This window comes from Xanthobacter agilis (assembly GCF_021730435.1).
GTDB lineage: Bacteria > Pseudomonadota > Alphaproteobacteria > Rhizobiales > Xanthobacteraceae > Xanthobacter > Xanthobacter agilis.
In genome coordinates, this window is record NZ_JABWGX010000002.1 from 93958 (window position 1) to 116365 (window position 22408).

22 protein-coding genes and 1 pseudogene are annotated in these 22408 nt (G+C 68.3%); 17 read left to right on the plus strand and 6 right to left on the minus strand.

Annotation, left to right across the window (positions count from 1 at the left end):
* Nucleotides 1–67: 67 nt before the first annotated feature.
* The 10 genes from HUW53_RS01690 (at nt 68) to HUW53_RS01735 (ending at nt 9829) form a co-directional block, all read left to right on the plus strand.
* A complete protein-coding gene (locus tag HUW53_RS01690; RefSeq protein WP_237344005.1) occupies nt 68–742 on the plus strand; it encodes a LuxR C-terminal-related transcriptional regulator in 675 nt (224 codons plus the stop codon).
* Nucleotides 743–930: 188 nt separating this feature from the next.
* Nucleotides 931–2346: an AmpG family muropeptide MFS transporter gene (locus HUW53_RS01695; RefSeq protein ID WP_237344006.1), complete on the plus strand. Its 1416-nt coding sequence runs from the start codon at nt 931–933 to the stop codon at nt 2344–2346.
* Nucleotides 2347–2508: 162 nt separating this feature from the next.
* Nucleotides 2509–3564, plus strand: a complete 1056-nt coding sequence (locus tag HUW53_RS01700) for a sulfate ABC transporter substrate-binding protein (RefSeq protein ID WP_237344007.1) — start codon at nt 2509–2511, stop codon at nt 3562–3564.
* A 250-nt stretch (nt 3565–3814) separates the two neighbouring features.
* A complete protein-coding gene (locus HUW53_RS01705; RefSeq protein ID WP_237344008.1) occupies nt 3815–4171 on the plus strand; it encodes a (2Fe-2S) ferredoxin domain-containing protein in 357 nt (118 codons plus the stop codon).
* Nucleotides 4172–4545: 374 nt separating this feature from the next.
* The gene (gene argJ, locus HUW53_RS01710; protein WP_237344009.1) at nt 4546–5787 is read left to right on the plus strand and encodes a bifunctional glutamate N-acetyltransferase/amino-acid acetyltransferase ArgJ; all 1242 of its coding nucleotides are present in this window, start codon (nt 4546–4548) and stop codon (nt 5785–5787) included.
* Nucleotides 5784–6188, plus strand: coding sequence for a (deoxy)nucleoside triphosphate pyrophosphohydrolase (locus HUW53_RS01715; protein ID WP_237344010.1), 405 nt, complete (start codon nt 5784–5786; stop codon nt 6186–6188). The genes argJ and HUW53_RS01715 overlap by 4 nt, the downstream gene beginning before the upstream one ends.
* Nucleotides 6189–6441: 253 nt before the next feature.
* The gene (gene yddG / locus HUW53_RS01720) at nt 6442–7314 is read left to right on the plus strand and encodes an aromatic amino acid exporter YddG (protein ID WP_237344011.1); all 873 of its coding nucleotides are present in this window, start codon (nt 6442–6444) and stop codon (nt 7312–7314) included.
* Nucleotides 7315–7380: 66 nt separating this feature from the next.
* Nucleotides 7381–7998 carry a histidine phosphatase family protein gene (locus HUW53_RS01725; protein WP_237344012.1) on the plus strand — a complete coding sequence of 206 codons (618 nt, stop codon included), beginning with the start codon at nt 7381–7383 and terminating at the stop codon, nt 7996–7998.
* Between the two features lie 166 nt (nt 7999–8164).
* Nucleotides 8165–9277 (plus strand): 3-isopropylmalate dehydrogenase, encoded by a 1113-nt coding sequence (leuB, locus tag HUW53_RS01730; RefSeq protein WP_237344013.1) that lies wholly within the window; start codon nt 8165–8167, stop codon nt 9275–9277.
* Nucleotides 9278–9409: 132 nt separating this feature from the next.
* Nucleotides 9410–9829 carry a hypothetical protein gene (locus tag HUW53_RS01735; RefSeq protein ID WP_237344014.1) on the plus strand — a complete coding sequence of 140 codons (420 nt, stop codon included), beginning with the start codon at nt 9410–9412 and terminating at the stop codon, nt 9827–9829.
* Nucleotides 9830–10041: 212 nt separating this feature from the next.
* On the opposite strand, the gene HUW53_RS01740 is transcribed toward HUW53_RS01735, so the two are convergent.
* Nucleotides 10042–10974, minus strand: a complete 933-nt coding sequence (locus HUW53_RS01740) for a peptidylprolyl isomerase (RefSeq protein WP_237344015.1) — start codon at nt 10972–10974, stop codon at nt 10042–10044.
* Between the two features lie 293 nt (nt 10975–11267).
* Between HUW53_RS01740 and rpmF the strand changes: the two genes are divergently transcribed.
* Together rpmF and HUW53_RS01750 are read left to right on the plus strand one after the other, a co-directional pair.
* A complete protein-coding gene (gene rpmF, locus HUW53_RS01745; RefSeq protein WP_237344016.1) occupies nt 11268–11453 on the plus strand; it encodes a 50S ribosomal protein L32 in 186 nt (61 codons plus the stop codon).
* 509 nt (nt 11454–11962) lie between these two features.
* Nucleotides 11963–12367, plus strand: coding sequence for a hypothetical protein (locus tag HUW53_RS01750; protein WP_237344017.1), 405 nt, complete (start codon nt 11963–11965; stop codon nt 12365–12367).
* Nucleotides 12368–12589: 222 nt separating this feature from the next.
* Here HUW53_RS01750 and phaR read toward each other — a convergent pair.
* Nucleotides 12590–13216, minus strand: a pseudogene (gene phaR, locus HUW53_RS01755) (polyhydroxyalkanoate synthesis repressor PhaR); the annotation flags it as partial.
* Nucleotides 13217–13552: 336 nt separating this feature from the next.
* Between phaR and HUW53_RS01760 the strand changes: the two are divergent.
* Complete coding sequence (locus HUW53_RS01760; protein ID WP_237344018.1) at nt 13553–14731, plus strand: acetyl-CoA C-acetyltransferase; 1179 nt, start codon at nt 13553–13555, stop codon at nt 14729–14731.
* A 159-nt stretch (nt 14732–14890) separates the two neighbouring features.
* A complete protein-coding gene (gene phbB / locus HUW53_RS01765) occupies nt 14891–15613 on the plus strand; it encodes an acetoacetyl-CoA reductase (protein WP_237344019.1) in 723 nt (240 codons plus the stop codon).
* Between the two features lie 77 nt (nt 15614–15690).
* On the opposite strand, the gene HUW53_RS01770 is transcribed toward phbB, so the two are convergent.
* The 3 genes from HUW53_RS01770 to HUW53_RS01780 form a co-directional block, all read right to left on the minus strand.
* The gene (locus HUW53_RS01770; protein WP_237344020.1) at nt 15691–16152 is read right to left on the minus strand and encodes an acyl-CoA thioesterase; all 462 of its coding nucleotides are present in this window, start codon (nt 16150–16152) and stop codon (nt 15691–15693) included.
* A 55-nt stretch (nt 16153–16207) separates the two neighbouring features.
* Nucleotides 16208–17368 carry an iron-containing alcohol dehydrogenase gene (locus HUW53_RS01775; RefSeq protein WP_237344021.1) on the minus strand — a complete coding sequence of 387 codons (1161 nt, stop codon included), beginning with the start codon at nt 17366–17368 and terminating at the stop codon, nt 16208–16210.
* A gap of 106 nt (nt 17369–17474) precedes the next feature.
* Nucleotides 17475–18389 (minus strand): methyltransferase domain-containing protein, encoded by a 915-nt coding sequence (locus HUW53_RS01780; protein ID WP_237344022.1) that lies wholly within the window; start codon nt 18387–18389, stop codon nt 17475–17477.
* 97 nt (nt 18390–18486) lie between these two features.
* On the opposite strand from HUW53_RS01780, the gene HUW53_RS01785 reads away from it, so the two are divergent.
* Nucleotides 18487–19008: a MarR family winged helix-turn-helix transcriptional regulator gene (locus HUW53_RS01785; protein ID WP_237344023.1), complete on the plus strand. Its 522-nt coding sequence runs from the start codon at nt 18487–18489 to the stop codon at nt 19006–19008.
* On the plus strand, nt 19005–19451 hold the full coding sequence (locus HUW53_RS01790; protein WP_237344024.1) for a hypothetical protein: 447 nt from the start codon (nt 19005–19007) through the stop codon (nt 19449–19451). The genes HUW53_RS01785 and HUW53_RS01790 overlap by 4 nt, the downstream gene beginning before the upstream one ends.
* A gap of 12 nt (nt 19452–19463) precedes the next feature.
* On the opposite strand, the gene HUW53_RS01795 is transcribed toward HUW53_RS01790, so the two are convergent.
* Nucleotides 19464–21212: an ABC transporter ATP-binding protein/permease gene (locus HUW53_RS01795; protein WP_237344025.1), complete on the minus strand. Its 1749-nt coding sequence runs from the start codon at nt 21210–21212 to the stop codon at nt 19464–19466.
* A 176-nt stretch (nt 21213–21388) separates the two neighbouring features.
* Between HUW53_RS01795 and HUW53_RS01800 the strand changes: the two genes are divergently transcribed.
* Nucleotides 21389–22402, plus strand: coding sequence for a GSU2403 family nucleotidyltransferase fold protein (locus HUW53_RS01800; protein ID WP_237344026.1), 1014 nt, complete (start codon nt 21389–21391; stop codon nt 22400–22402).
* Nucleotides 22403–22408 lie beyond the last annotated feature (6 nt).

The window sequence follows — 22408 nt, forward strand, 5'->3', positions numbered from 1 at the left end:
CGGCGCAGGGCGCGGAAGAATGTATCCGGGATCAGGCCAAAACGCAGAAGCTTCCAGGGAGGATGAATTGGGAGAAGCCGCTGGAAGTGATTTGCGCCTCGTCGTTGCCGACGACCATCCCCTGTTTCGCGGCGCCCTGAAAGAGGCGGTGCTGAGCCATCACCCGCGCGCCACCATCCTGGAAGTGGGAACCTTCGACGCGCTCACCGCCCTGCTGGAGAACGACGCCGAGTTCGACCTGGTCCTGCTGGATCTCACCATGCCGGGCGCGCGTGGCTTCTCGGGCCTCATCTATCTGCGCGCCCAATATTCGGCCCTGCCGGTGGTGGTGGTCTCGGGCAACGAGGAGCCGGCGGTGATCCGCCGCTGCCTCGATCTCGGCGCCTCGGGCTTCATTCCCAAGACCATGGACACCCGGCAGATGCGCGACGCCATCGCCGACGTGCTCAAGGGCGAGGCCTTCGTGCCGCCGGACATCACCCTGGGCGCGAGCAGCGACGGGGAGGCCGACCTCATCATCGCCCGCCTCGCCACCCTGACGCCGCAACAGGTGCGGGTGCTGATGATGCTGGCGGAAGGCCGCCTCAACAAGCAGATCGCCTATGAGCTTTCGGTATCCGAGGCCACGGTGAAGGCCCACGTCTCCGCCATCCTGCAGAAGCTCGGGGTCGAAAGCCGCACCCAGGCGGTGATCGCCGTGTCCAAGGTGGAAACCGGCCTGTGGACCCAGCCCCAGGCCTGATTCCCGCACAGGCCTGATTCCCGCGGCCGCCGGCGGGCGGGTGGTGCCGCGCCGGGCGCAGGCGTTTTCTTAACGCGCCTGATGTTCACTGCCGCCGAAGGCGGAAGGACCATGGATATCCCCCGCCACCGCCCGGCGGCCAGCCGTTCCGGGTGGGTCAACCGACCGGGATTTCGCGGGACCCCAGCATGAGCGACGACACCGCCTCCCCGACGCCCGTGGCGCGGCGCTCCCTTCTCGATGCCCTCTCCGTCTATGCGCGCCCCAGCGTGCTGGTGGTGATTCTGCTGGGCTTCTCGTCCGGCCTGCCGCTGGCGCTCACGGGCACCACATTGTCGGTATGGATGACCGAATCGGGGGTCAGCCTCGGCAGCATCGGCCTGTTTTCCCTCGTGGGGCTGCCCTACACCCTCAAATTCCTCTGGGCGCCCCTGGTGGACGCGCTCGACGTTCCGGTGCTCTCGCGCCTGCTCGGGCGGCGACGGGGCTGGCTGATGGCGACCCAGATCGCGCTAATGGCGGGCATCCTGTTCCTCGGCCTGCAAAACCCGCTCGCCTCCCCGTTCATGGTGGCCCTCGGCGCGCTGCTGGTGGCGACCCTCTCCGCGACCCAGGACATCGTCGTGGACGCGTTCCGCGTGGAGCGGCTCGACACCTCCGAGCAGGCGGCGGGCATGGCCGGCTATGTGGCCGCCTACCGCATCGGCATGCTGGTGTCGGGGGCGGGCGTGATCGCGCTCGTGGCCTATCTGGAGCTGCGCGGCGTGACGCGGGCCGACGTGTGGTTCTGGGGCTATGTGGCCGCCGCCGCGTTCGTGGCGGTGGGCATGATCGCGACCCTCATGGCCCGCGAGCCCACCGCCCCCGTGCGTGAGGAAGGGGTGGGGGCCGTGGCCCGGGTGATGTCCACGGCGGTCGGGGCCTTCAGCGAATTCCTGGCGCGGGATCAGGCGGTGACCATCCTGCTGTTCGTGCTGCTCTACAAATTCTGCGACGCCTTCGCCGGCGTGCTGACCGCGCCGTTCGTCATCTCCATCGGCTTCGACAAGGCCACCTATGCGGGCATCGTGAAGGGGGTGGGCCTCGGCGCAGCCCTGCTCGGCGGGTTTGCCGGCGGCTTCATCGCCCGCGCCCTGCCGCTCGCCACCTGCCTGTGGGTGGGCGGCCTGTTGCAGATCCTCTCCAATCTCGCCTTCACCGCCCAGGCCATGATCGGCGTCAGCGTGCCGGCGCTCACCGCCACCATCGTGGTGGAGAATTTCACCGGCGCCATCGGCACGGTGATCTTCGTCGCCTATCTCTCGGCCCTGTGCGGCGCCCGCGCCCACACCGCCACCCAATATGCCCTGTTGACCGCCCTCACCGCCGTGGGCCGCACCTTCCTCGCCTCGGGCGGCGGCTACGTCGCCGAAGCCACCGGCTGGCCGGTGTTCTTCATCATCACCGCCATCGCCGGGCTGCCGGGCCTCGCGCTGCTCGCCATCCTCCAGGCCAAGGGCCATTTCCGCAACCTCGCCCACGAGGACCGGGACACCACCGCCGCCGGCCCGCTGGCCTCCGCCGACCGGGCAACCGAAAAGGCCGAGCCGCAACAGGCGCGATGACCGGAAGAGGCCCCTCCTGGCGCCGGCGCGCGGCGCGCCGCTTTCTCAACAATAACGATAGGTGATGCAGGGTAGTTCACAGGCCCATTTCCACATGCTATCTGGATGGATAGTGAAATACGGTTTAAAACGTATTTTAAATGTGATTTTGGGAGTCCATCCATGATCCACCGCCGGGCCTTTCTCGCATCGGTGCTCGCCGGCGCCCTTGCCGGCGCCCTTGCCGCCCCCATCGCCGGCGCGCCCCTGCCGGCATTCGCCCAGACGGCGCAGCCGGCACCCGGACCGGATTCCCTGCTCAACGTCTCCTACGACATCGCCCGCGAGCTGTTCGCCGCCGAGAACGCGCTGTTCGTGCCGTTCTGGAAGGACAAGACCGGCCAGCAGCTCACCGTGAACCAGAGCCATGCCGGCTCCTCACGGCAGGCTCGCGCCATTCTGGAAGGTCTGGACGCGGACGTTGTGACCTTCAACCAGGTGACCGACGTCGATGTCCTGGCCAAGGCCGGCTTCGTCGCCAAGGACTGGCAGAAGAAGTTCCCCAACAACGCCTCGCCTTATTATTCCTTCCCCTCGTTCCTGGTGCGTGCGGGCAACCCGAAGAACATCAAGGACTGGTCGGATCTGGTGCGCGATGACGTGCAGGTCATCTTCCCGAACCCGAAAACCTCCGGCAACGCGCGCTACACCTATCTTGCCGCCTATGCCTACGCGCTGGAAAAGAACAACGGCGATACCGCCAAGGCCGACGCCTTCGTGAAGAAGCTGCTCGCCAACGTCCCTGTGTTCGACACCGGCGGACGCGGCGCCACCACCACCTTCGTCGAGCGTGAGACCGGCGACGTGCTCGTGACCTTCGAGGCCGAGACCCGCGCCATCAAGGATCTGTATCCGGACCGCAAGCTGGAGGCCGTCGCGCCCTCGGTGAGCCTCCTCGCGGAATTCCCGGTGGCGGTGGTGGACAAGGTGGTGGACAAGCGCGGCTCGCGCCCGGCGGCCACCGCCTATCTGGAGTTCCTGTATTCCCCCGCCGGCCAGGAGGTGGCGGCCAAGGCCTATCATCGCGTGGTGAACCCCGAGGTCGCGGCGAAATACAAGGACCAGTTCCCGCCCGTGCGCCTGCTGAAGGTGGAGGAGGTGTTCGGTGGCTGGGACAAGGTCCAGAAGAACCAGTTCGCCTCCGGCGGCAAGCTCGACGAGGTGTTCGTCGGCCGCTGAGCCCTCGCGCCCCGCATCCCTGCGAACGGCCGGGCCTAGTGTCCGGCCGTTTGCGTTCCAGCCCGTGCAAACGGGGACAAGAACGCACCGGACCCGTGTCGCACTTCCCTCAAAGCCGCCAATGGCCGCGCGCCCGTCCCGGCGACGGTATCCCTCAACACTCTGCAGAATTTGATGTATCTCAAATGGACCGCGTGCGGCACGAAAATTGAATGGTTCCAAGCTCCGGAGCCCTAATCGAAGAGCCGCCATGTCCGACGTTGCCGAAAGCGCCGAAGCCCTGGATATCCCCCAGGTCTACACGCACCATGTGTTCTGCTGCTTCACCCAGCGTCCGCCGCAGCATCCGCGCGGCTCGTGCGGCGCCAACGGCGCCCAGCCCTTGTGGGATCGCCTGGGCAAGAAGCTGGAGGCCTCCGGGCGGCGCGACATCGCCATGACCGCCTCGGGCTGCCTCAGCTTCTGCTCGGCCGGGCCGATCATGGTCGTCTATCCCCAGGGCATCTGGTACACGCCCAAGACTCCGGAGGACATCGACGAGATCGTGTCGTCCCACCTCCTGGGCGGCAAGCCGGTGGAACGGCTCATCATCGTCCCGCGCATCTGAGACCATCGGCCCCGGTCTTCGACCGGCGCCAAGCAGGTCGGCTCAAGCGCCGCGCGGGATGAACCACAGGCCCATGAGTCGAACTCACGGGCCTGTGGCTTGAGGCGCCCTCCCGGCGCGCCCCGCGAGGGCGGGACGCGGGCGACATGACCTCCCTTAGCCGGCACCCCGATCGCACGCCCCTTGCCAGCGCCCGCCGGGTGCGGCACACGAGGGGCGCCGCGGGTGCCGGCTTGTCGAAAGGCGAAGCCTGTTCCCCGGTTCCAGGGCCCATGACCAGGGCCTTTGGCCCATCTGCTCCAGGAGGACCGTGCCGCTCCGCCGCCGCGGCGGGGGACGGGCCTCTGGCGAGGGCCTCTTGCGGGGATCGCCTCATGTCGTCGTCCATCTCGCCTCTTGCCCCCGAGTTCGTGCCCCAGCTTCAGCCCGTGCCCGGCGTGACCCTCACCACGACCGCCGCCGGCATCCGCTATCAGGGGCGCACCGACGTGCTGGTCATGTCGTTCGTGCCGGGCACCACGGTGGCCGGTGTGACCACCCGTTCCCTGTGCCCCTCGGCGCCGGTGGAATGGTGCCGCGACGCCCTGAAGAAGGGCAAGGCGCGGGCGCTGGTGGTGAATTCCGGCAATGCCAACGCCTTCACCGGCAAGAACGGCCGCGCGGCGGTGAAGCTCACCGCCGAGATCGCCGCGGTGAAGCTCGGCTGCAAGCCGGGCGAGGTGTTCCTCGCCTCCACCGGCGTCATCGGCGAGCCCCTTGACGCCACCAAGTTCGAGCCGGCCCTGACCGACGCCGCCGAACGGCTGGTGGATTATCCCTGGATGGACGCCGCCCGCGCCATCATGACCACCGACACCTTCCCCAAGCTCGCCACCGCCGAGGTGCTGCTGGACGACGTGCCGGTGCGCATCAACGGCATCGCCAAGGGCGCCGGCATGATCGCCCCCGACATGGCGACCATGCTCTCGTTTGTCTTCACCGATGCCCCCATCGCCGCCGACGTGCTGCAAAAGCTGCTCTCCAAGGGGGTGAAGGACACCTTCAACGCCGTCACCGTGGACGGCGACACCTCCACCTCCGATACCCTGCTGCTGTTCGCCACCGGCGTTGCCGAGGAGCGCGGCGCGCCGCGCATCAAGGACGTGGACGACCCGCGGCTCAAGGCGTTCCGCCGCGCCCTGTTCGACCTTCTGGCCGATCTCGCCGAGCAGGTGGCCCGCGATGGCGAGGGCGCCCGCAAGCTGCTGCGGGTGCATGTGAACGGCGCCGTTTCCAAGAAGTCGGCGCGGCGCATCGCCATGTCGATCGCCAATTCGCCGCTGGTGAAGACCGCGGTCGCCGGCGAGGACGCCAATTGGGGCCGCGTGGTGATGGCGGTCGGCAAGGCCGGCGAGCCCGCCGACCGCGACCTGCTCTCCATCTCCTTCGGCGACATCCGGGTTGCCCACGAGGGCGCGCGCGATCCCGATTATGACGAGGCGGTGGTCTCCCAATACATGAAGAACCTGGTGATCGACCTCACCGTGGACATCGGCCTCGGCCGCGGCTCGGACCGGGTGCTCACCTGCGACCTCACCAAGGAATACATCACCATCAACGGGGATTACCGCTCGTGAAGCTCACCCTGGTGGTGGCCTGCGCGCTCATCGATGCCGACAACCGGGTGCTGGTGGCCCAGCGCCCGGAGGGCAAGGCGCTGGCCGGGCTGTGGGAGTTTCCGGGCGGCAAGATCGAACCCGGCGAGCGGCCCGAGCAAAGCCTCATCCGCGAGTTGAACGAGGAGCTGGGCATCACGGTGAAGGAGGCCTGCCTGGCCCCCCTCACCTTCGCCAGCCACGCCTATGAGAGCTTCCACCTGCTGATGCCCCTGTGGATCTGCCGGCGCTGGGAAGGCCCCGTGACCCGCAAGGAACACCAGGACCTCAGATGGGTGCGGCCGGGCAAGCTGCGCGAGCTGGCCATGCCCCCCGCCGACGCACCGCTGATCCCGCCGCTGATCGAGCTTCTGGGGCCATAGAGCTTTTTCACGCGCCTTTGGTGGACTGAAGCGGACCGGTCCACCGAAGGCGCGCCGCCCGGTGCCGAAGGAAGGCCCCCGAAGACGCACCGCAACGGGAATGGCTCGGAACTTGAACACGCGTTCCGGTGGTGACACGGACCTCGCCTCATGTGTTCCGTAGAATCGGACGGACGCCCTCCCGGCCCGCCGCCGTGAATCCACAATGCCCCGACCCCTTGCCGGGGCCACGCTCCGCCTGGATGCTGCCGCCATGACATCGGCCTCCGCCACCCGCATCGGTCTTCTCGCCATCGCGCTGTGGGCGACGCTGGCCCTGCTCACCGCCGCCACCGGGCAGGTTCCGGCCTTCCTGCTCACGGCCCTCACCTTCGCCATCGGCGGTCTGGTGGGGCTCGGCGCGGCGCTCGCCGGCGGGGGTGGCCTCTCGGGCCTCAAGGTGCTGGTTCAGCGGCCCATGGCCTATGTGCACGGGGTGGGCGGGCTGTTCGGCTATCATTTTCTCTATTTCGCCGCCCTGAAGCTGGCGCCGCCGGCGGAGGCCGGGCTCATCAACTATCTCTGGCCGCTGCTCATCGTGCTGCTGTCCGCCACCCTGCCCGGCGGCGGGCTGAAGCGCGTCCATGTGCTCGGCGCGCTCATGGGCTTTGCCGGAACGGTGGTGCTGCTGGTCGGCAAGGGCGGCTTTGGCGGCATCGAGGGGCGCTATGTGCCGGGCTATCTGGCGGCATTCGCCTGCGCCTTCATCTGGGCCATCTATTCGGTGGCCTCGCGCCGCTTCGCCGATGTGCCGACCCAGGCCGTGGCGGGCTTCTGCCTGGTCACGGCACTGCTGGCGGGCCTATGCCACCTCGCCTGGGAAGAGACGGTGTGGCCGGCGGATGCCCGCCAATGGGCGGCGGTGATCGCATTGGGCGTGGGGCCGGTGGGGGTCGCCTTTTATGCCTGGGACATCGGCATGAAGAAGGGCGACGTGCGGCTCCTGGGGGTCGCCTCCTATGCGGCGCCGGTGCTCTCCACCCTGCTGCTGGTGGCGGCGGGCTATGCGGCGCCCACGGCCGCGTTGGCCCTCGCCTGCGCCTTCATTGTCGGCGGCGCCGTGGTGGCCACCCGCCGCGCAAGGTGACACACCGCCTTCGCCCAGCCTCCCTAACCTCGACCCACATTCCAGACGACCACGGGAGCCATCACAGTGCCGCGCCTGATTCTCACACGCCACGGCCAAGTGGAAGGGATCTCCCCGGAACGGTTCCGGGGCCGCATGGACATGCCGCTGTCGCCCCAGGGCGAGGCCCAGGCCGAAGCCCTGGCGGCCGCCATCGCCGCATACGCCCGCCCGGCGGCGATCTACACCAGCCCCCTCGCCCGCGCCGTGGCGACCGGGGCCAGCATCGCCCGCGCCACCAATGCCCCGGCGACGGTGGCGGAGGGCCTCGCCGACATCGATTACGGCGCTTGGCAATGGAAGACCCACGCGGAGGCCAAAGCCGCCGATCCGGCGCTCCATGCCCTGTGGCTCGAGGCGCCGCACCGGGTGCGCTTTCCCGGTGGCGAGGCGTTGCAGGACCTGCTGGTGCGCGCGGCCGACCTCACCCGCATGCTGCTCGCCCGCCATCCCGAGCAAACGGTGGTGGTGGTGGGCCACGACAGCGTCAACCGGGTGCTGCTCGCCCACCTCCTGGACCTGCCTCTTTCCGGCTATTGGCGCCTCGCCCAGGAGCCGTGCAACCTGACCCTGCTCGACCTCACCGACCGCGCGGCGAAGCTGCTGCGCCTCAACGACACCGCCCATCTGGCGGGGATCGGCTGACACGCGGAGCCCAAGGGGCGCGACCGGTGGGCGTGCCGCCTTGCGCTTCAACCGCTAAAGTCCTAGCACTCCCGCCGGTTCTCCCCAGGCGCCGGCCCGCCCGGCGGCGCTCCGGCGCCAGCTCGACGGCGGCGGGCCGCCCCTGCAACAGATGAAGGAAACATCCATGGCCACCCACAAGCTCCTCCTGCTCGCCGGCGACGGCATCGGCCCCGAGGTGATGGCCGAGGTGAAGCGCGTCATCGGCTGGCTGGAGCGCGAGGGCCTTGCCTCCTTCGCCATCGAGGAAGACCTGGTGGGCGGCAGCGCCTATGACGCGCACAAGCAAGCCATCACCGACGCCGCCATGGACCGCGCCAAGGCGGCCGACGCCGTGCTGCTCGCCGCCGTGGGCGGCCCCAAGTGGGCGGATGTGCCCTATGAGGCGCGCCCGGAAGCCGGCCTGCTGCGCCTGCGCAAGGACCTGGAACTGTTCGCCAACCTGCGCCCGGCCATCTGCTATCCGGCGCTGGCGGATGCCTCCTCCCTGAAGCGCGAGGTGGTGGAGGGGCTCGACATCCTCATCGTGCGCGAGCTCACCGGCGGCGTCTATTTCGGCGAACCGAAGACCATCACCGACCTCGGCAACGGCCAGAAGCGCGCCATCGACACCCAGATCTACGATACCTACGAAATCGACCGCATCGCCCGCGTCGCCTTCGATCTCGCCCGCACCCGCCGCAACAAGGTGACCTCCTCCGAGAAGCACAATGTGATGCGCACCGGCGTGCTGTGGAAGGAGGTTGTGACCAAGGTCCACGACGCCGACTACAAGGACGTGGAGCTGGAGCACAACCTCGCCGATTCTCTCGCCATGCAGCTCGTGCGCTGGCCCAAGCAGTTTGACGTGATCGTCACCGATAATTTGTTCGGCGACGTGCTCTCCGACATCGCCGCCATGCTCACCGGCTCGCTCGGCATGCTGCCCTCGGCCTCGCTCGGCGCGGTGGACGCGGCCACCGGCAAGCGCTCGGCCATGTACGAGCCGGTGCATGGCTCGGCCCCCGACATCGCCGGCAAGGGCATCGCCAATCCCATCGCCATGATCGGCTCGCTGGCCATGGCCCTGCGCTATTCGTTCAACCAGGGCGAGGTCGCCGATCGCATCGAGGCCGCCATCTCCGGCGTGCTCGACGCCGGCAAGCGCACCGCCGACATCCGCACGGCGGGGGCGGAGGTCATCTCCACCCAGGCCATGGGCGAGGCCATCGTCGCCGAGCTCGACGCGGCCCGCGCCTGAGACGCGGGGGGGGGGGGGCCGCGTCGGCGGCCCGCCCCCTCTTCCCCTCCGGGCGACGGCAGCCTTAAGGTAGGCCTGTTTCAGACGCGGTGCGCCGCATTTTGTTTCTGGCCTTTCCTCAAAGGAGCCGTCATGGCCCGTGCTCTTACCGTCTATCTCCGTCGTTCCGACGTCCCCGATCGCGCCGCCCTGCAAGGCGCCGTGGACGCGCTGAAGCTGAAGCTCACCCTGGACGACGGCTATGTGCCCCTGAAATCCTCCGGCTACCTGCCCTGCACCCTGGACGGGGAGGATGCCGGCTTCACTCTCCGCTTCCACGACGTGAACGCCGATCTCGACGCCCTGCCCGAGCTGAAGGCGGCCCTCGATGGGCGCGATCTGGCCATTGATGTCAAATGGAGCGGCGATGTGCGCGAGAAGGTGAGCGCGCTCGGCGTCTGCGCCGCCCTCGCCAAGGCCTTCGGCGCGCTGGTCCATGACGCCGCGGGCGACCGCCTGCGCGGCGCAGATGCCCTGATCGCCGACGTCCGCGCGGACGTGGACAGCATGTGAGACCAAAAGCCTGTGAGCTTGACTTACGGGGCTTTGGTCAAACCCAGCGCGGTGCCTGAGCGAACCCACTAGGGACGGTCGAAGACCGGGGCCGATGGCATGATCGGCCGCGCTCGGCCGGCGCATCGCGCCAGCCCGGCCCCGCTCCCTCGACCCGGCCGCGACGAAAAAAGGGGCGCCGAAGCGCCCCTTTCACCGCCAGCGTGCTGGCATCACTTCTTCGCGGGCGCCGCCGGCACCGCGGCGGGGGCCGGAGCAGCGGGGGCCGGAGCGGCGTCGGCGGGGGCCGCCGGAGCGGCAGCCTTCTCCACCTTGGCGTCGGCCCGCAGCTTGGTGACGAGATCGGCCTGCGCCTTGCGCACCAGATACTGGTCGAGCTGCGGCTCCACCTGCTCATAGGTGGGCACCGGCTTCGCGCGCTTGTCCTCGATCTTGATGATGTGCCAGCCGAACTGGCTCTTCACCGGGTCGGACACCTGGCCCTTGTCGAGCTTGAAGGCGGCCTCGGCGAATTCCGGCACCATCTGATCCTTGGTGAAATAGCCCAGATCGCCGCCATCCTCGGCGCCGTCCTTGGAATATTCCTTGGCGAGCTTGGAGAAGTCCTCGCCGGCCTTGGCCTTCTTGGCGATGTCCTTGGCCTTGGCCTCGTCGTCCACCAGGATGTGGCGGGCGTGCACCTCTTCCTCGGCGGGGGCCGACTTGACGAACTCGTCATAGGTCTTGCGCTTCATGTCCTCGGAGACCGCCTTCTTGGCCTCCTGGGTCATCAGCGCCTCCATGAGGGCCTTGGTGCGGGCATAGGCCATGCGCTGCTGGAAGGCCGGCGTCTGGTCCAGCTTCTGAGCCTCGGCGGCCTGGGCCAGCAGGGTCATGTCGGTGAGGAAGGAGAGCACATAGTCCTGCCGCGCCGCGCCCTGAAGCTGGGGCGGCAGTCCCGGGCCGATGTCCTCGGCGGCCATGGCCACCTCGCTCGCGCGGATGGGCGTGCCGTTGATGGTCGCCACCACCGGATCAGCCACGGCCGCAGCGGCGGGCGCCGCCGGCGCCGCCGTCTGGGCGAGGACCGGACCGGAAAGGGAAACGAAGGCGACGGACGTGGCGAGAGCAGCCGCGAGCGCGGCGGAGTGGACGGAACGCTTCATGGGTCCGGTTTCCTCGGGGATTGGGGTGTGCCCCAGACCGGCGCACACCCGAACGGTGTGCACCGGAACGGCGCGCACCCTTGCGCAGCTCTCCTTGACGCGCAAGTGGGCTTTGTTGAGGCACCGGTCTGAACACTGCGCGATCACAAAGCGCACGCGCGGGGCTTCCGCTTCGGCCCGAGAGCCTGTATAAGGCGCGCCTTCAGATAAGAAGAGGTTTCGCAAAGGCTCGCGCGAACCGCCGCAGTGGGCGAGACCTGTCTTAGGATGTCTCGTCTTCAGGAGTTTGGACAATGGCCGTTCCCAAGAGAAAAACCTCGCCGTCCCGCCGTGGCATGCGCCGCTCAGCCGATGCGCTGAAGCAGCCCACCTACGTGGAGGACAAGGATTCCGGCGAGCTGCGCCGTCCCCACCACATCGACCTCAAGACCGGCATGTACAAGGGCCGGCAGATTTTGAAGGCCAAGGTCGAGGCGTGATTGAAGGCCGGGCTCCGGCCCGGCCCATCGACCCCATGAGGGTCGAATCCGAGAATTGCCCACACCCCGCGTTTCCCCGCGGGGGTGAGGCCAGATCGATCGCCATCGGCGTGTGATACCGTGAATCGGCCTCCGACCGGAGGGTGCGCGACGCGCATTTTGCGCCAGGAGCACCCTGCCAAGAGTGCGAATCGGCCGAGCGGCTCCTCCCCCCGAGCAATGTTCTCCCCTGGCCCAGACCGGGAGCGCCTCCTTAGGAGCGCGCCCTTAACACCGCGCCCTCGCGGCGGCCGTCCGTGGTGCGCGCCCTTTCGCTCAAGGCTCCTGCCGCTGAGCCGTCAGGCCCACGCTGAATCCCGGGCATCGCCAGGACCCGGCGGATAAAATGGCTCCCGCCGCAGGGCGGCAACGGAACAGTGACATTCCTTGGAGCAATGTGCCGCCGATTCCCGGCCCCGCGAGGCTGTCAGGCGCACACCTCACGCGGGTTCCGTCCGAAGGAGCACTTCATGCTGACGCCCGTGCCGCTTCTGATTATCCCGCTGGCGCTGTTCAATATCGTCGCCTTCCTCACGCCCAGCCTCGACTGGAGCGCCCCGCTCGCGCTCGTGTCCATGCTGTCCGGCGCCCAATGGAAGATCACCCTGGCGGAAGCGTTCATCGCCACCTGCCTGCTGGTCCTCTTCTTCGAAATCCTGAAGTCCACCCGCATCAGCTCGCGCTCGCTCATCGACCACCTGCTGTCGATCCTGCTGTTCGGTGTGAGCCTCGCGGAATTCCTGCTGGTGCCGCAGGCGGGCAATTCCGTGTTCGCCCTGATGCTCGCGGTGATGCTGCTGGACGTGATGACCGGCTTCTCGGTATCGATCCGGGTCGCCCAGCGCGATCTCTCGGTCCGCCCCGACGCGGGATAGGCCCGCCTAAAAGACAACAGCCCGTCCCGCGCCAGGCGGGACGGGCTGTTGTCGAAGACGGCCTTGCCTTTAGAACGTGTTGCCCGTGTTGTCCCCGGTCCGCGGCGCGTCGGGTTCGGGGGCGTCCGGAGCCGGAGGCTCCACAACGGGAGCCGGTGGCGCGAACTCGGTCGGAGCGGGGGGCGGGACCGGAGCCGGCGGCTCTGGCGCCTTCGGCTCCACCGGGCGCACCACCAGTTGCTCCAGCTTCGCCTGCATGTCCGCCATCTGCCGACGCAGCGCTTCAAGCTCGTCCGGCCCGCCCGCGCTCGCCGGCCGCGACGACTCCACCGCGGCTGCGGGCTGAGCGGCGGCGGCCGCTGCCGCAGCCTCGGCCTCCGCCTGTTCCTCCTCGGCAGTCTTGGGGAACGGCAGGAAGATGTGGAAGGCGCGCTCGAACATCTCCATGTTGCGGCGCACATGATCGTCAAGGCCGGCGAAACCGCCACCGGTCAAAGTCTTCGCGACGTGATCGCGATACTTCTCCTGGTCCTTGGTGAAACTGTCTATGGACGCTTCCAGGTAGCGCGGCACCAACATCTGCATACTGTCGCCATAGAAGCGGATGATCTGCCGCAGGAAGGCGATCGGCAGAAGATTCTGCCCCTTGTTCTCCTGCTCGAAGATGATCTGAGTCAGGACCGAATGAGTGATATCGTCGCCATTCTTGGCATCGTAGACCACGAAATCCTCGCCTTCCTTCACCATCGTGGCGAGGTCTTCGAGGGTCACATAGGTACTCGTGCCGGTGTTGTACAGGCGGCGGTTGGCGTATTTCTTGATGGTGACTGGCTCTTGTGATTTTGCCATCGTCCGGTCATCCACTCTCCTTGGGGGGTGCTACCACGTTAGGGCGTTTCGACCACCATAGCTACCAAATTATGTGCACCGCGTGCACCCACCGTGCACCGCAACCGCACACCCCCGCATCGCCCCTTGGTGCCGGCCCCACGCCCTCACCCACAGGTCGAACTTGCCAGCATCAGGGTCGCCATGACATGGGTCATTGACACAAAGCCGTGGCCGATCCCGATATAATGCCGGCATCCATAAGCGGCGCAAAGCCGCCACGCCTGTTTCAAGTCCGCCAGTTCCCAAGTCCGCCAGTTCCCAAGTCCGCCTGTTCCCAAGCCCCAGGAGAAAATCATGAAGGACGAGGTCGTCATCGTCGCCGCGGCGCGCACCCCCGTCGGCTCGTTCAACGGCGCCTTGGCGCCGCTGCCCGCGCACGAGCTCGGCGCCATCGCCATCAAGGCGGCGCTGGAGCGGGCGGGCGTTCCGGCCGAGGCCGTGAGCGAGGTCATCCTTGGCCAGGTGCTCACCGCCGCCCAGGGCCAGAACCCGGCCCGCCAGGCCTCGATCAAGGCGGGCCTGCCGGCCTCCAGCCCGGCATGGACCGTGAACCAGGTGTGCGGCTCGGGCCTGCGCACGGTGGCGCTCGCCGCCCAGGCCATCGCCAACGGCGACAGCGAAGTGGTGGTGGCCGGCGGCCACGAATCGATGAGCCAGTCGGTGCACGCGGCGCACCTGCGCAACGGCCAGCGCATGGGCGGTCTCGAGTTCGTGGACACCATGATCAAGGACGGCCTGTGGGATGCCTTCAACGGCTACCACATGGGCGTCACCGCCGAGAACGTGGCGAAGCAGTTCCAGATCACCCGCAAGGAACAGGACGAATTCGCCGTCGCCTCCCAGAACAAGGCGGAAGCCGCCCAGAAGGCCGGCAAGTTCAAGGATGAAATCGTGCCGGTCACCATTTCCACCCGCAAGGGCGACGTGGTGGTTTCGGACGACGAATACATCCGTCACGGCGCCACCCTGGAAAGCATGGAAAAGCTGAAGCCGGCCTTCGCCAAGGACGGCACCGTCACCGCCGGCAACGCCTCCGGCATCAACGACGGCGCCGCCGCGCTGGTGCTGATGAGCGCCGCCAAGGCCAAGGCCGAAGGCAAGACCCCTCTCGCCCGCATCGTGTCGTGGGCCCAGGCCGGCGTCGACCCGTCCATCATGGGCACCGGCCCCATCCCGGCCGCCAAGCTCGCGCTGGAGAAGGCCGGCTGGACCCCCGCCGACCTCGACCTGATCGAAGCCAACGAGGCGTTCGCGGCCCAGGCCATCGCCGTCAACAAGGGGCTCGGCTGGGACACCTCCAAGGTGAACGTGAACGGCGGTGCCATCGCCATCGGCCATCCCATCGGCGCCTCAGGCGCCCGCATTCTCATCACCCTCCTGTATGAAATGCAGAAGAGGGATGCGAAAACAGGTCTTGCCACCCTGTGCATCGGCGGCGGCATGGGCGTTGCCGTGTGCGTCGAGCGGGATTGATTCGTCACTCTCCGTAAAAATACGGGCCGCGACCTTCGATCGCGGCCCGAGACACTCGCAACCGTTTTCGGAAATGCTTAGACACAATCCGGGCGTGGCTCGATCCGCTTCGGAAGGTTCAACTTAGTCTTGGTCGAGCCAACATGAATGGAGGGAACTATGGCGCGCGTCGCATTGGTTACGGGTGGCACTCGCGGAATCGGTGAGGCCATCTCCATCGCGCTCAAGACGGCCGGCTACACGGTTGCGGCCAATTACGCCGGCAATGACGAGGCCGCCAAGGCCTTCAGCGAGAAGACCGGCATTCCCCACTTCAAGTGGGATGTCTCCAATTTTGACGCCTGCAAGGACGGCATCGCCAAGGTGGAAGCCGAGCTCGGCCCGGTCGACGTGCTGGTGAACAACGCCGGCATCACCCGCGACGCCCCCCTGCACAAGATGTCGCTCGAGCAGTGGAACGCGGTGATCACCACCAACCTGTCCAGCTCGTTCAACATGTCCCGCAACGTGATCGAAGGCATGCGCGCGCGCGGCTTCGGCCGCATCGTCTGCATCTCGTCCATCAACGGGCAGAAGGGGCAGTTCGGCCAGACCAATTATTCCGCCGCCAAGGCCGGCGAGATCGGCTTCGTGAAGGCCCTGGCCCAGGAATCGGCCAAGCACGGCATCACCGTGAACGCCATCGCGCCCGGCTATATCGGCACCGAGATGGTGCGCGCGGTGCCTGCGGACGTCCTGGCCAAGATCGTCGCCACCATTCCGGTCGGCCGTCTCGGCGAGCCGGAGGACATCGCCCGCGGCGTGGTGTTCCTGGCCTCCGACGCAGCCTCCTTCGTCACCGGTTCGACCCTGACCATCAACGGCGCCCAGTACATCTGCTGATCGGGTCCGATATCCACCCCTTCAGAGCCGGTCCGCACCGCGGGCCGGCTTTTTGTTTGGAGCGGGGCCGGTCCAGGTCACGCCAGCGGCTGGAGCACCCGGCGGACCGCATCGGGTACGGCCGCCGGCCGCTGGGTGGCGCGATCCACGTAGACATGCACGAAGTGGCCCTGCGCCGCCGCCCGCGGATCCTCCCCCTGAAACAGCGCGATCTCGTAACGCACCGACGAGGCGCCGAGCTTGGCCACCCGCATCGCCGCCGTAACCGGCGCCGGAAAGGTGAGCGAGCGGAAATAGGTGCAGCGCGTCTCCACCACGAGGCCGATGACGGGGCTCGCCTGCGGATCGAGCACGCCGTGGGCGATCAGGTGTTCATTCACCACCGTGTCGAAATAGGAGTAATAGACCACGTTGTTCACATGGCCGTAGACGTCCACATCCGCCCAGCGGGTGGAGAGCGTGAGAACGTGGGGAAAATCGGCCAATAGAAAGGGCGCCTCGCGCCCCGCCTGTTTCGCTGTCGCTTCGGTGCCGGTCATGGGTGTCCTCGGGTGTCCGTGCCGATGTGGGGGGGAGGACGCGCCGGGCGGCACCCTACCCCCAGGCCGCCTTGTAAAGCGCGGCAATGTCCTGCGCCAACAGCGGGCGCGGATTATTGGCAAGCAGCCGCGTCTGGCGTTGGGCGGCGGTCACGAGGCCGGCGAGGTCCGCCTGGGGCACGCCCGCCGCCTTCAGCGTCTGCGGCAATCCGATCACGGACAGCAACGCGCCCAATCGCGCGGCGAACGCAGCAACGCGGGCCGCCGAATCGCCCGCCGCCGGAGCCTCCGGAAACAGCCGCGTCAGCAGGCCGGAATAAGCGTGGCCCGCCACCGGCAGGTTGAAGCGCACCACATGGGGCAGCATCAAAGCCGACGCGAGGCCCGCCGGCACTCCATGGCGGGCGCACACGGGATAGGCGAGCGCATGCGCCGCCCCCACCGCCGCATTGGCGCAGGCCTCGCCCGCCATCAGCGAGGCGGTGAGCAAGGCATGGCGCGCCCGCCGGTCCGCGCCCTCCCGCACCGCCAGCGGCAGCGCCCAGGCCAGCAGTCCGAGCGCGCCCTCGGCCAGGGCCAGCGACAGCGGATTGGCGTTGGCATGGCTGGAGGTGAAGGCCTCCACCGCCATCGCGATGGCGCCGGCCCCGGCGGCCGCCGTCTCCGCCGGCGGGGCGGTGAGGGTCAGGTCCACATCGAGCAGCGCCACATCGGCGATGAGGCAGGAGGCCACCACCGCCTTCTTCTCGCCTCCGGCCACCAGCAGGGCCATGGGCGTGACCTCCGCGCCACTGCCAGCCAGGGTCGGCACGAGAACGAGCGGCAGGCGCGGACCCTTCGCAAGGCCGGTCCCATAAATCTCCGACAGGGCGTCACCACCGGTCGCCAGCAGCGCGGCGAGCTTGGCCACATCAAGGGCGGAGCCGCCGCCGAGACCCAATACGCCTTCCGCCTGCATCTCCACGGCCGCTGCGGCCGCCGCCGTGGCCGCCTGCGCATCCGGACCGCTGGGCACGTCCTGGAACACGCGATGGGCGACGCCCGCCGCGCGCAAGGCGTCAAGCACGATCGCCAGCCCACCGGCCCGCGCGACGCCGGCATCGGTCACCACCAGCACGCGGGACACGCCCGCCGCGCGGAAATACGTGCCCGCCTGCCCCGCGGCACCCGCCGCGCAGACGATGCGCGCGGGCGTATTGAAGACGAATCCGGCCATGCCCATCCCCGCCATCGTGGCCCACCAAGGCCGGTGATGCTGCCGTTTTACCGTGGCGCGTCAAGCGCGCAGCCGGTCGGGCCGTTCAGATCTCCGGCATCGAAGCTCACGCCGCGCCATCGGCGGGCGGCTCGCCCGCCCTTTTGGCGCCGAGGGCGGCGGCCAGGCTCATCTTGGCCGAACCGGGCGCCAGCGGCTTCTGCTGGCTCTCGTGCGGCGCCCAGCCCGACAGCCACACGATGTCGAAGGTGACCCGCAGCCGCCCGTCCGGATCGGCGAAACGCGCGCCATAGATCTCGGCTGCCTTGAGCAGCGTGTCGCGGCGCAGCGGCACCCGTCGCCGTTCGGTCAACGCATTGGCCGCGCCCATGCGGCGCAGCTCCGAGAACAGGGTGAAGGGCGAGCCGTAGCGCACCACGATCCGGTCGGTATCGGCCACGGGCAAAGCAAATCCGGCCCGTTGCAGCAGCCCGCCCAGGTCGCGCACATCCGCGAACGGCGCGACACGGGGGGAGACCCCGCCCGTGGTCTCGCTCTCGGCGATGGCAAACGCCTGCCGCAGCTCGGTCAGGCTGGAGCCGCCCACGAAACCGGCCAGGAACAGGCCATCAGGCTTGAGCGCCCGGCGCACCTGGGCGAACACCCCCGGCAGGTCGTTGACCCCCTGGAGCGCGAGCGCGGACACCACCAGATCGAGGGATTGAGGTGCAAACGGCAGCGCCTCCTCGTCCGCCACCACGGCGTCGCGACGGATGCCAAGCCCCGCCGCCAAGGGCGCGGCGGCGAACAGGCGTTCCACCGCCGGATGCCCATCGAGGGCGCGCGCGAGCCCATCCGTGGGCGTGCCGAGATCGAGCGCGGTGGAAAAGCGCCGCTTCACCGAGCCCAGGCGGTCGGCCAGATCCTCCGCCACGCGGTCGAGAAGGAAGGTCTCCGGGCCGAGATGGGCGGCGCGGGCGAGGCGTCGACGCGACAGGGCGCGGTCGAAGACGAGGGGCGGCGTCTGGCTCATGGCGCGCATATAGGCCGTTCCCGGCGCCGATGCACGCGCAACCCGCCAACCGGCGCGGCCCGCTGACATTGACAGCTAACTGTCATATCGACATCATACTGCCGATATGACACCGACCTATGATCCCTTTACCCATCCCGCCAGCCGCGTGGCGCTGGAGGTGTTTCGCCTGAACGGCGCGCTTATCGCCGCCGGCGACGCGCTGGTGGCGCCGCTTGGCCTCACCAGCGCCCGCTGGCAGGTGCTGGGCGCCATCGCGGAGGCCGGTGGCGGGCTGCCTACCGCCGGTATCGCCCGCAACATGGGCCTCACCCGCCAGTCGGTGCAGCGGGTGGTGGACGACCTTTCCGCCATGGATTTCGTGCGCTTCGCGCCCAATCCCCACCACAAGCGGGCGAAGCTGGTGCAGCTCACGCCCGAGGGCGCCATGGCCTTCGCCGCCGCCAGTGCCTGCTGGGCGCCCGTGGCGGACGCCCTGGCCGCAGCCATCAGCTCGCCCGCGCTCGAAGCGACCGCGGGGGTGCTCCGCCGGCTCGCCGAAACCCTCGCGCAACAGACCGAGGCGCGGCACGCCCTGGCCGGATGGACCACCGATCCCCGCGCGCATCCCACGGAAGACACGCCATGATCCGCCATCTCCATCCCCTCGCGGCGGGCATCGCCCTGGCGATGATCGTCCTGTTCTGGACCTCCACCGTCGCGGCGGAAGCGCTTGGCGACGGCGCCCTGGTGGCGCGGGTAAAGACCGCCATTTTGTGGGGCATGGTGGTGCTGGTGCCGGCCATGGCCGTCGCGGGGGCCACGGGCTTTCGCCTCGCTGGACAGGCGCGGGCGCCGCGCATCCTGGCCAAGAGGCGGCGCATGCCGGTGATCGCCCTCAACGGGCTATGCGTGCTGCTGCCATGCTCCGTGTTCCTGCAGGCGCGCGCGGCCACCGGGATGTTCGACACCACCTTCATGGCCGTGCAGGCGCTGGAGCTGACTGCCGGCGCCCTCAACATCACGCTGATGGGGCTATCCCTGCGCGACGGGCACGCGCTTGCCGCAAGCCGCCGGAGCCCGGCGGCCTGACGGAGCTGCCGCTCACACCGGCTGCAATTGCACGGCTCCGGCCGGCTTCAGAACACGCGGCGCCGCATCACCTTCCAGGTGCAGAACCCGGTCGTGCAGGTCCCGAAGGGTCGCCCTATGGCCGATGGAGATGAAGGTCGCGCGCGGCAGCGCGGTGCGCAGCAGCCGGTAGAGCGCGGCTTCCGAGGCCTCGTCGAGGGCGGAGGTCGCCTCGTCCAGCAGCAGCACGTCGGGCGCCTCAAGCAAGGCGCGGGCGATGGACAGGCGCTGCTGCTCGCCGAGCGACAGCACATGGGGCCACAACGCCTCCTCCTCCAGCCGCGACACCAGGCCCGCCAGCCCCACCGCCTGCAACACCGCAATCGCTTTTTCCTGCGGCACGCCCGCCGCCGGAGCGGGATAGGCCAGCGCGGCATCCAGCCGGCCCACCGGCACATAGGGCTTTTGCGGCAGCACCATCACCTTCTGCCCGGCCTTGCGGGCGATCCGCCCCTCGCCATGGGGCCAGATGCCGGCGATGGCCCGCAGCAGCGTGCTCTTGCCGGCGCCGGACGGCCCGGTGATGAGCACGCACTCGCCGTGGCCGATCTCCAGTTCCCCGGTCGCCACCAGCGGCGCCCCGCCGGGCAGGCGCACCTCGACCCCCGACAGGCCGAGCGCCGGCCCCTCCCCATGGGCGGTCGCGGTGAAGGCGGGATTGGCCGCCTGCGCCTGTGCCCGGGCGATGGCCGCCTCGAAGCCGGTGAGCCGCTGCACCACCGAAACCCATTCCGCCAGCGTCACATAGCTCGACACAAAGAACGAAAACGAGCCCTGCACCGAGCCGAAGGCCGAGGCGGTCTGCATCAATTGCCCGAGCTGGATGCCCCCGGCAAAATAGGCCGGGGCCACCACCACGAACGGGAAGATGGTGGAAATCTGATTGTAGCCCGCGGTGAACCAGGTGAGCCGCTTCTGCGCCTTCATGAGATCGAAGAAATTGCCCCACACCCGAGAGAAACGCCCCTCCAGCTTGCGGTCCTCGGCGGCCTCGCCATGCAGGAGGGCGATCTGCTCGCCATTCTCGCGCACGCGCACCAGATCGACGCGGAAGTCGGCCTCGTAGCGCTGCTGATCGTAATTGAGGCGCACCAGCGGGCGGCCGATGAGATGGGCGATCCAGGTGCCCGCCGCCGCATAGATCAGCGCCGCCCAGAACAGATAGCCCGGAATCGACAAAGCGTGTCCGAACAGGCTGAAGGCGAGCGGCCCGGACAAGGTCCACAAGATGACCGAGAACGAGATCAGCGACACCACGGTGCCCAGGAGCCCGATGCCGACCCCGATGGTGCGCCCGACGAAAAGCTGCACATCCTCGGCGATGCGCTGGTCCGGGTTGTCGGCGGCGTCACCCGACAGGCGCAGGCGGTAATGGACATCGTCGGTGAGCCAGGCATCCAGGTAGCGCTGCGTCAGCCACCGCCGCCAGCGGATCTCCAGCCATTGCTTCAGATAGACCTGATACACGGCGACGATGATGGCCCCCGCCGCGATCCCGCAGAAAATGAGGAGCTGCTTCTGGAACGCCGCGAAGTCCTTGTCCTGGATGGCGTTGTAGAAGGCGACGTTCCATTCGTTGAGGATCACCGTCGCCCCCACCCAGGCGAGTTCCAGGGCGATCACCGCCGCGAGCAGGCCGATCGCCCCCCATTTCTCCTCGCTCTTGAAATAGGGCACCGCGAGGCGGCGGATGTCGCCGAGAAGGGACAGGAGGGCGCGCACCGGGATCATCTCCGCTTGAAGGCTCTGCCGCCGTTGTGGCGCCCCAAACCTGACCGCACCATGGCCGCCAGATGAACGATTGGAAAGGTGGCGCAGGGGCAGCGGGAAGGATGGAGAGCCGGAAACTTACAGACAGGATTGCGATTTCAGTCTGTAAATTATAAATGATACAGACAATGTTGGAAAAACCGTCTGTAACCATGAAGCCCATCTCGCTCCCGCTGCAGACCCTCTATGCGGAACTGGCGCAGCAGCTCCAGGCCAGCGCGGAACGCCCCACCTCGCTCTATAATCGCGAGATCAATGGCATTCCGTATGTCTACGGCAAGAGGCCGGTCGGCACCGTACGGCGTGACATCTTCGTCGGCCGCGCGGATGACCCGGCCGTGGTGGAACGGATCGCCCTGATCGAAGAGGAAAATACGAGGGCCGCGGCGCGCAAGGAAATCGTCTCCACCCTCAGGCGCGCCCATGTGCCCGCGCCGGTGCCGGCCCTGTCCCATGTGCTAGACGCCATGAGCGATGCCGGCTTGCTCCGGCAGGCGGTCCTGGTCGGCACCGCCGCCTATCAATGCTATCCAGCCCCCTTGGGGCACATGCTTCCCGCCGCCGGCCTCATCACTCAGGACGCGGACATCGCCACCGCCAGCCTCGCCGTCACGACGGACGAGAAAGGAGAGACGATGGAAACCATCCTGAAACGGGCCGACCCGACCTTTCGCGGACTTCCCGGCCTCGATCCGGCGGCTCTGCCGTCTCATTTCAGGTCCGCCTCAGGCTTCGTGGTGGACCTGCTGACGCCTCAACGCCGGCGCACCGACACCAGCCCCATGGCACTCCCGGCCCTGGCGGCAGGTGCGACACCGCTTCAGCACCTCGATTGGCTGATCGCCGATCCCATCCCGGCGGCCGTCCTCCATCGAAGCGGCATCGCGGTGCGGATTCCCCAACCGGCGCGCTTCGCCGTGCATAAGCTCATCATCGCCCAGAAGCGGGGCGGCGACACCACCAAGCGCCAAAAGGACCTTGCCCAGGCCAAGGCGCTGATCGCCGCGCTGAAGAGTGCTGATCCCTTCGCCCTGTCCGATGCCTTCGAGGAGGCGGCCGCCAAGGGCGCAACCGGCTGGGAGCGCCCGATAAGGCGCTCCCTTGCCGAACTCGGGCTTACGCCCGAGCACCTGCTGGCCTGAAGACCG

What these genes read in the sequence shown, in the direction of transcription:
- HUW53_RS01695 (WP_237344006.1), top strand. Translation starts at nt 931, where the DNA reads ATGAGCGACGACACCGCCTCCCCGACGCCCGTGGCGCGGCGCTCCCTT.
- phbB (WP_237344019.1), top strand. Translation starts at nt 14,891, where the DNA reads ATGGCGCGCGTCGCATTGGTTACGGGTGGCACTCGCGGAATCGGTGAG.
- HUW53_RS01735 (WP_237344014.1), top strand. Translation starts at nt 9,410, where the DNA reads ATGGCCCGTGCTCTTACCGTCTATCTCCGTCGTTCCGACGTCCCCGAT.
- HUW53_RS01770 (WP_237344020.1), bottom strand. Translation starts at nt 16,152, where the DNA reads ATGACCGGCACCGAAGCGACAGCGAAACAGGCGGGGCGCGAGGCGCCC.
- HUW53_RS01780 (WP_237344022.1), bottom strand. Translation starts at nt 18,389, where the DNA reads ATGCGCGCCATGAGCCAGACGCCGCCCCTCGTCTTCGACCGCGCCCTG.
- HUW53_RS01740 (WP_237344015.1), bottom strand. Translation starts at nt 10,974, where the DNA reads ATGAAGCGTTCCGTCCACTCCGCCGCGCTCGCGGCTGCTCTCGCCACG.
- HUW53_RS01760 (WP_237344018.1), top strand. Translation starts at nt 13,553, where the DNA reads ATGAAGGACGAGGTCGTCATCGTCGCCGCGGCGCGCACCCCCGTCGGC.
- HUW53_RS01800 (WP_237344026.1), top strand. Translation starts at nt 21,389, where the DNA reads ATGTTGGAAAAACCGTCTGTAACCATGAAGCCCATCTCGCTCCCGCTG.
- HUW53_RS01705 (WP_237344008.1), top strand. Translation starts at nt 3,815, where the DNA reads ATGTCCGACGTTGCCGAAAGCGCCGAAGCCCTGGATATCCCCCAGGTC.
- rpmF (WP_237344016.1), top strand. Translation starts at nt 11,268, where the DNA reads ATGGCCGTTCCCAAGAGAAAAACCTCGCCGTCCCGCCGTGGCATGCGC.
- HUW53_RS01785 (WP_237344023.1), top strand. Translation starts at nt 18,487, where the DNA reads ATGACACCGACCTATGATCCCTTTACCCATCCCGCCAGCCGCGTGGCG.
- leuB (WP_237344013.1), top strand. Translation starts at nt 8,165, where the DNA reads ATGGCCACCCACAAGCTCCTCCTGCTCGCCGGCGACGGCATCGGCCCC.
- HUW53_RS01700 (WP_237344007.1), top strand. Translation starts at nt 2,509, where the DNA reads ATGATCCACCGCCGGGCCTTTCTCGCATCGGTGCTCGCCGGCGCCCTT.
- HUW53_RS01775 (WP_237344021.1), bottom strand. Translation starts at nt 17,368, where the DNA reads ATGGCCGGATTCGTCTTCAATACGCCCGCGCGCATCGTCTGCGCGGCG.
- HUW53_RS01750 (WP_237344017.1), top strand. Translation starts at nt 11,963, where the DNA reads ATGCTGACGCCCGTGCCGCTTCTGATTATCCCGCTGGCGCTGTTCAAT.
- argJ (WP_237344009.1), top strand. Translation starts at nt 4,546, where the DNA reads ATGTCGTCGTCCATCTCGCCTCTTGCCCCCGAGTTCGTGCCCCAGCTT.
- yddG (WP_237344011.1), top strand. Translation starts at nt 6,442, where the DNA reads ATGACATCGGCCTCCGCCACCCGCATCGGTCTTCTCGCCATCGCGCTG.
- HUW53_RS01790 (WP_237344024.1), top strand. Translation starts at nt 19,005, where the DNA reads ATGATCCGCCATCTCCATCCCCTCGCGGCGGGCATCGCCCTGGCGATG.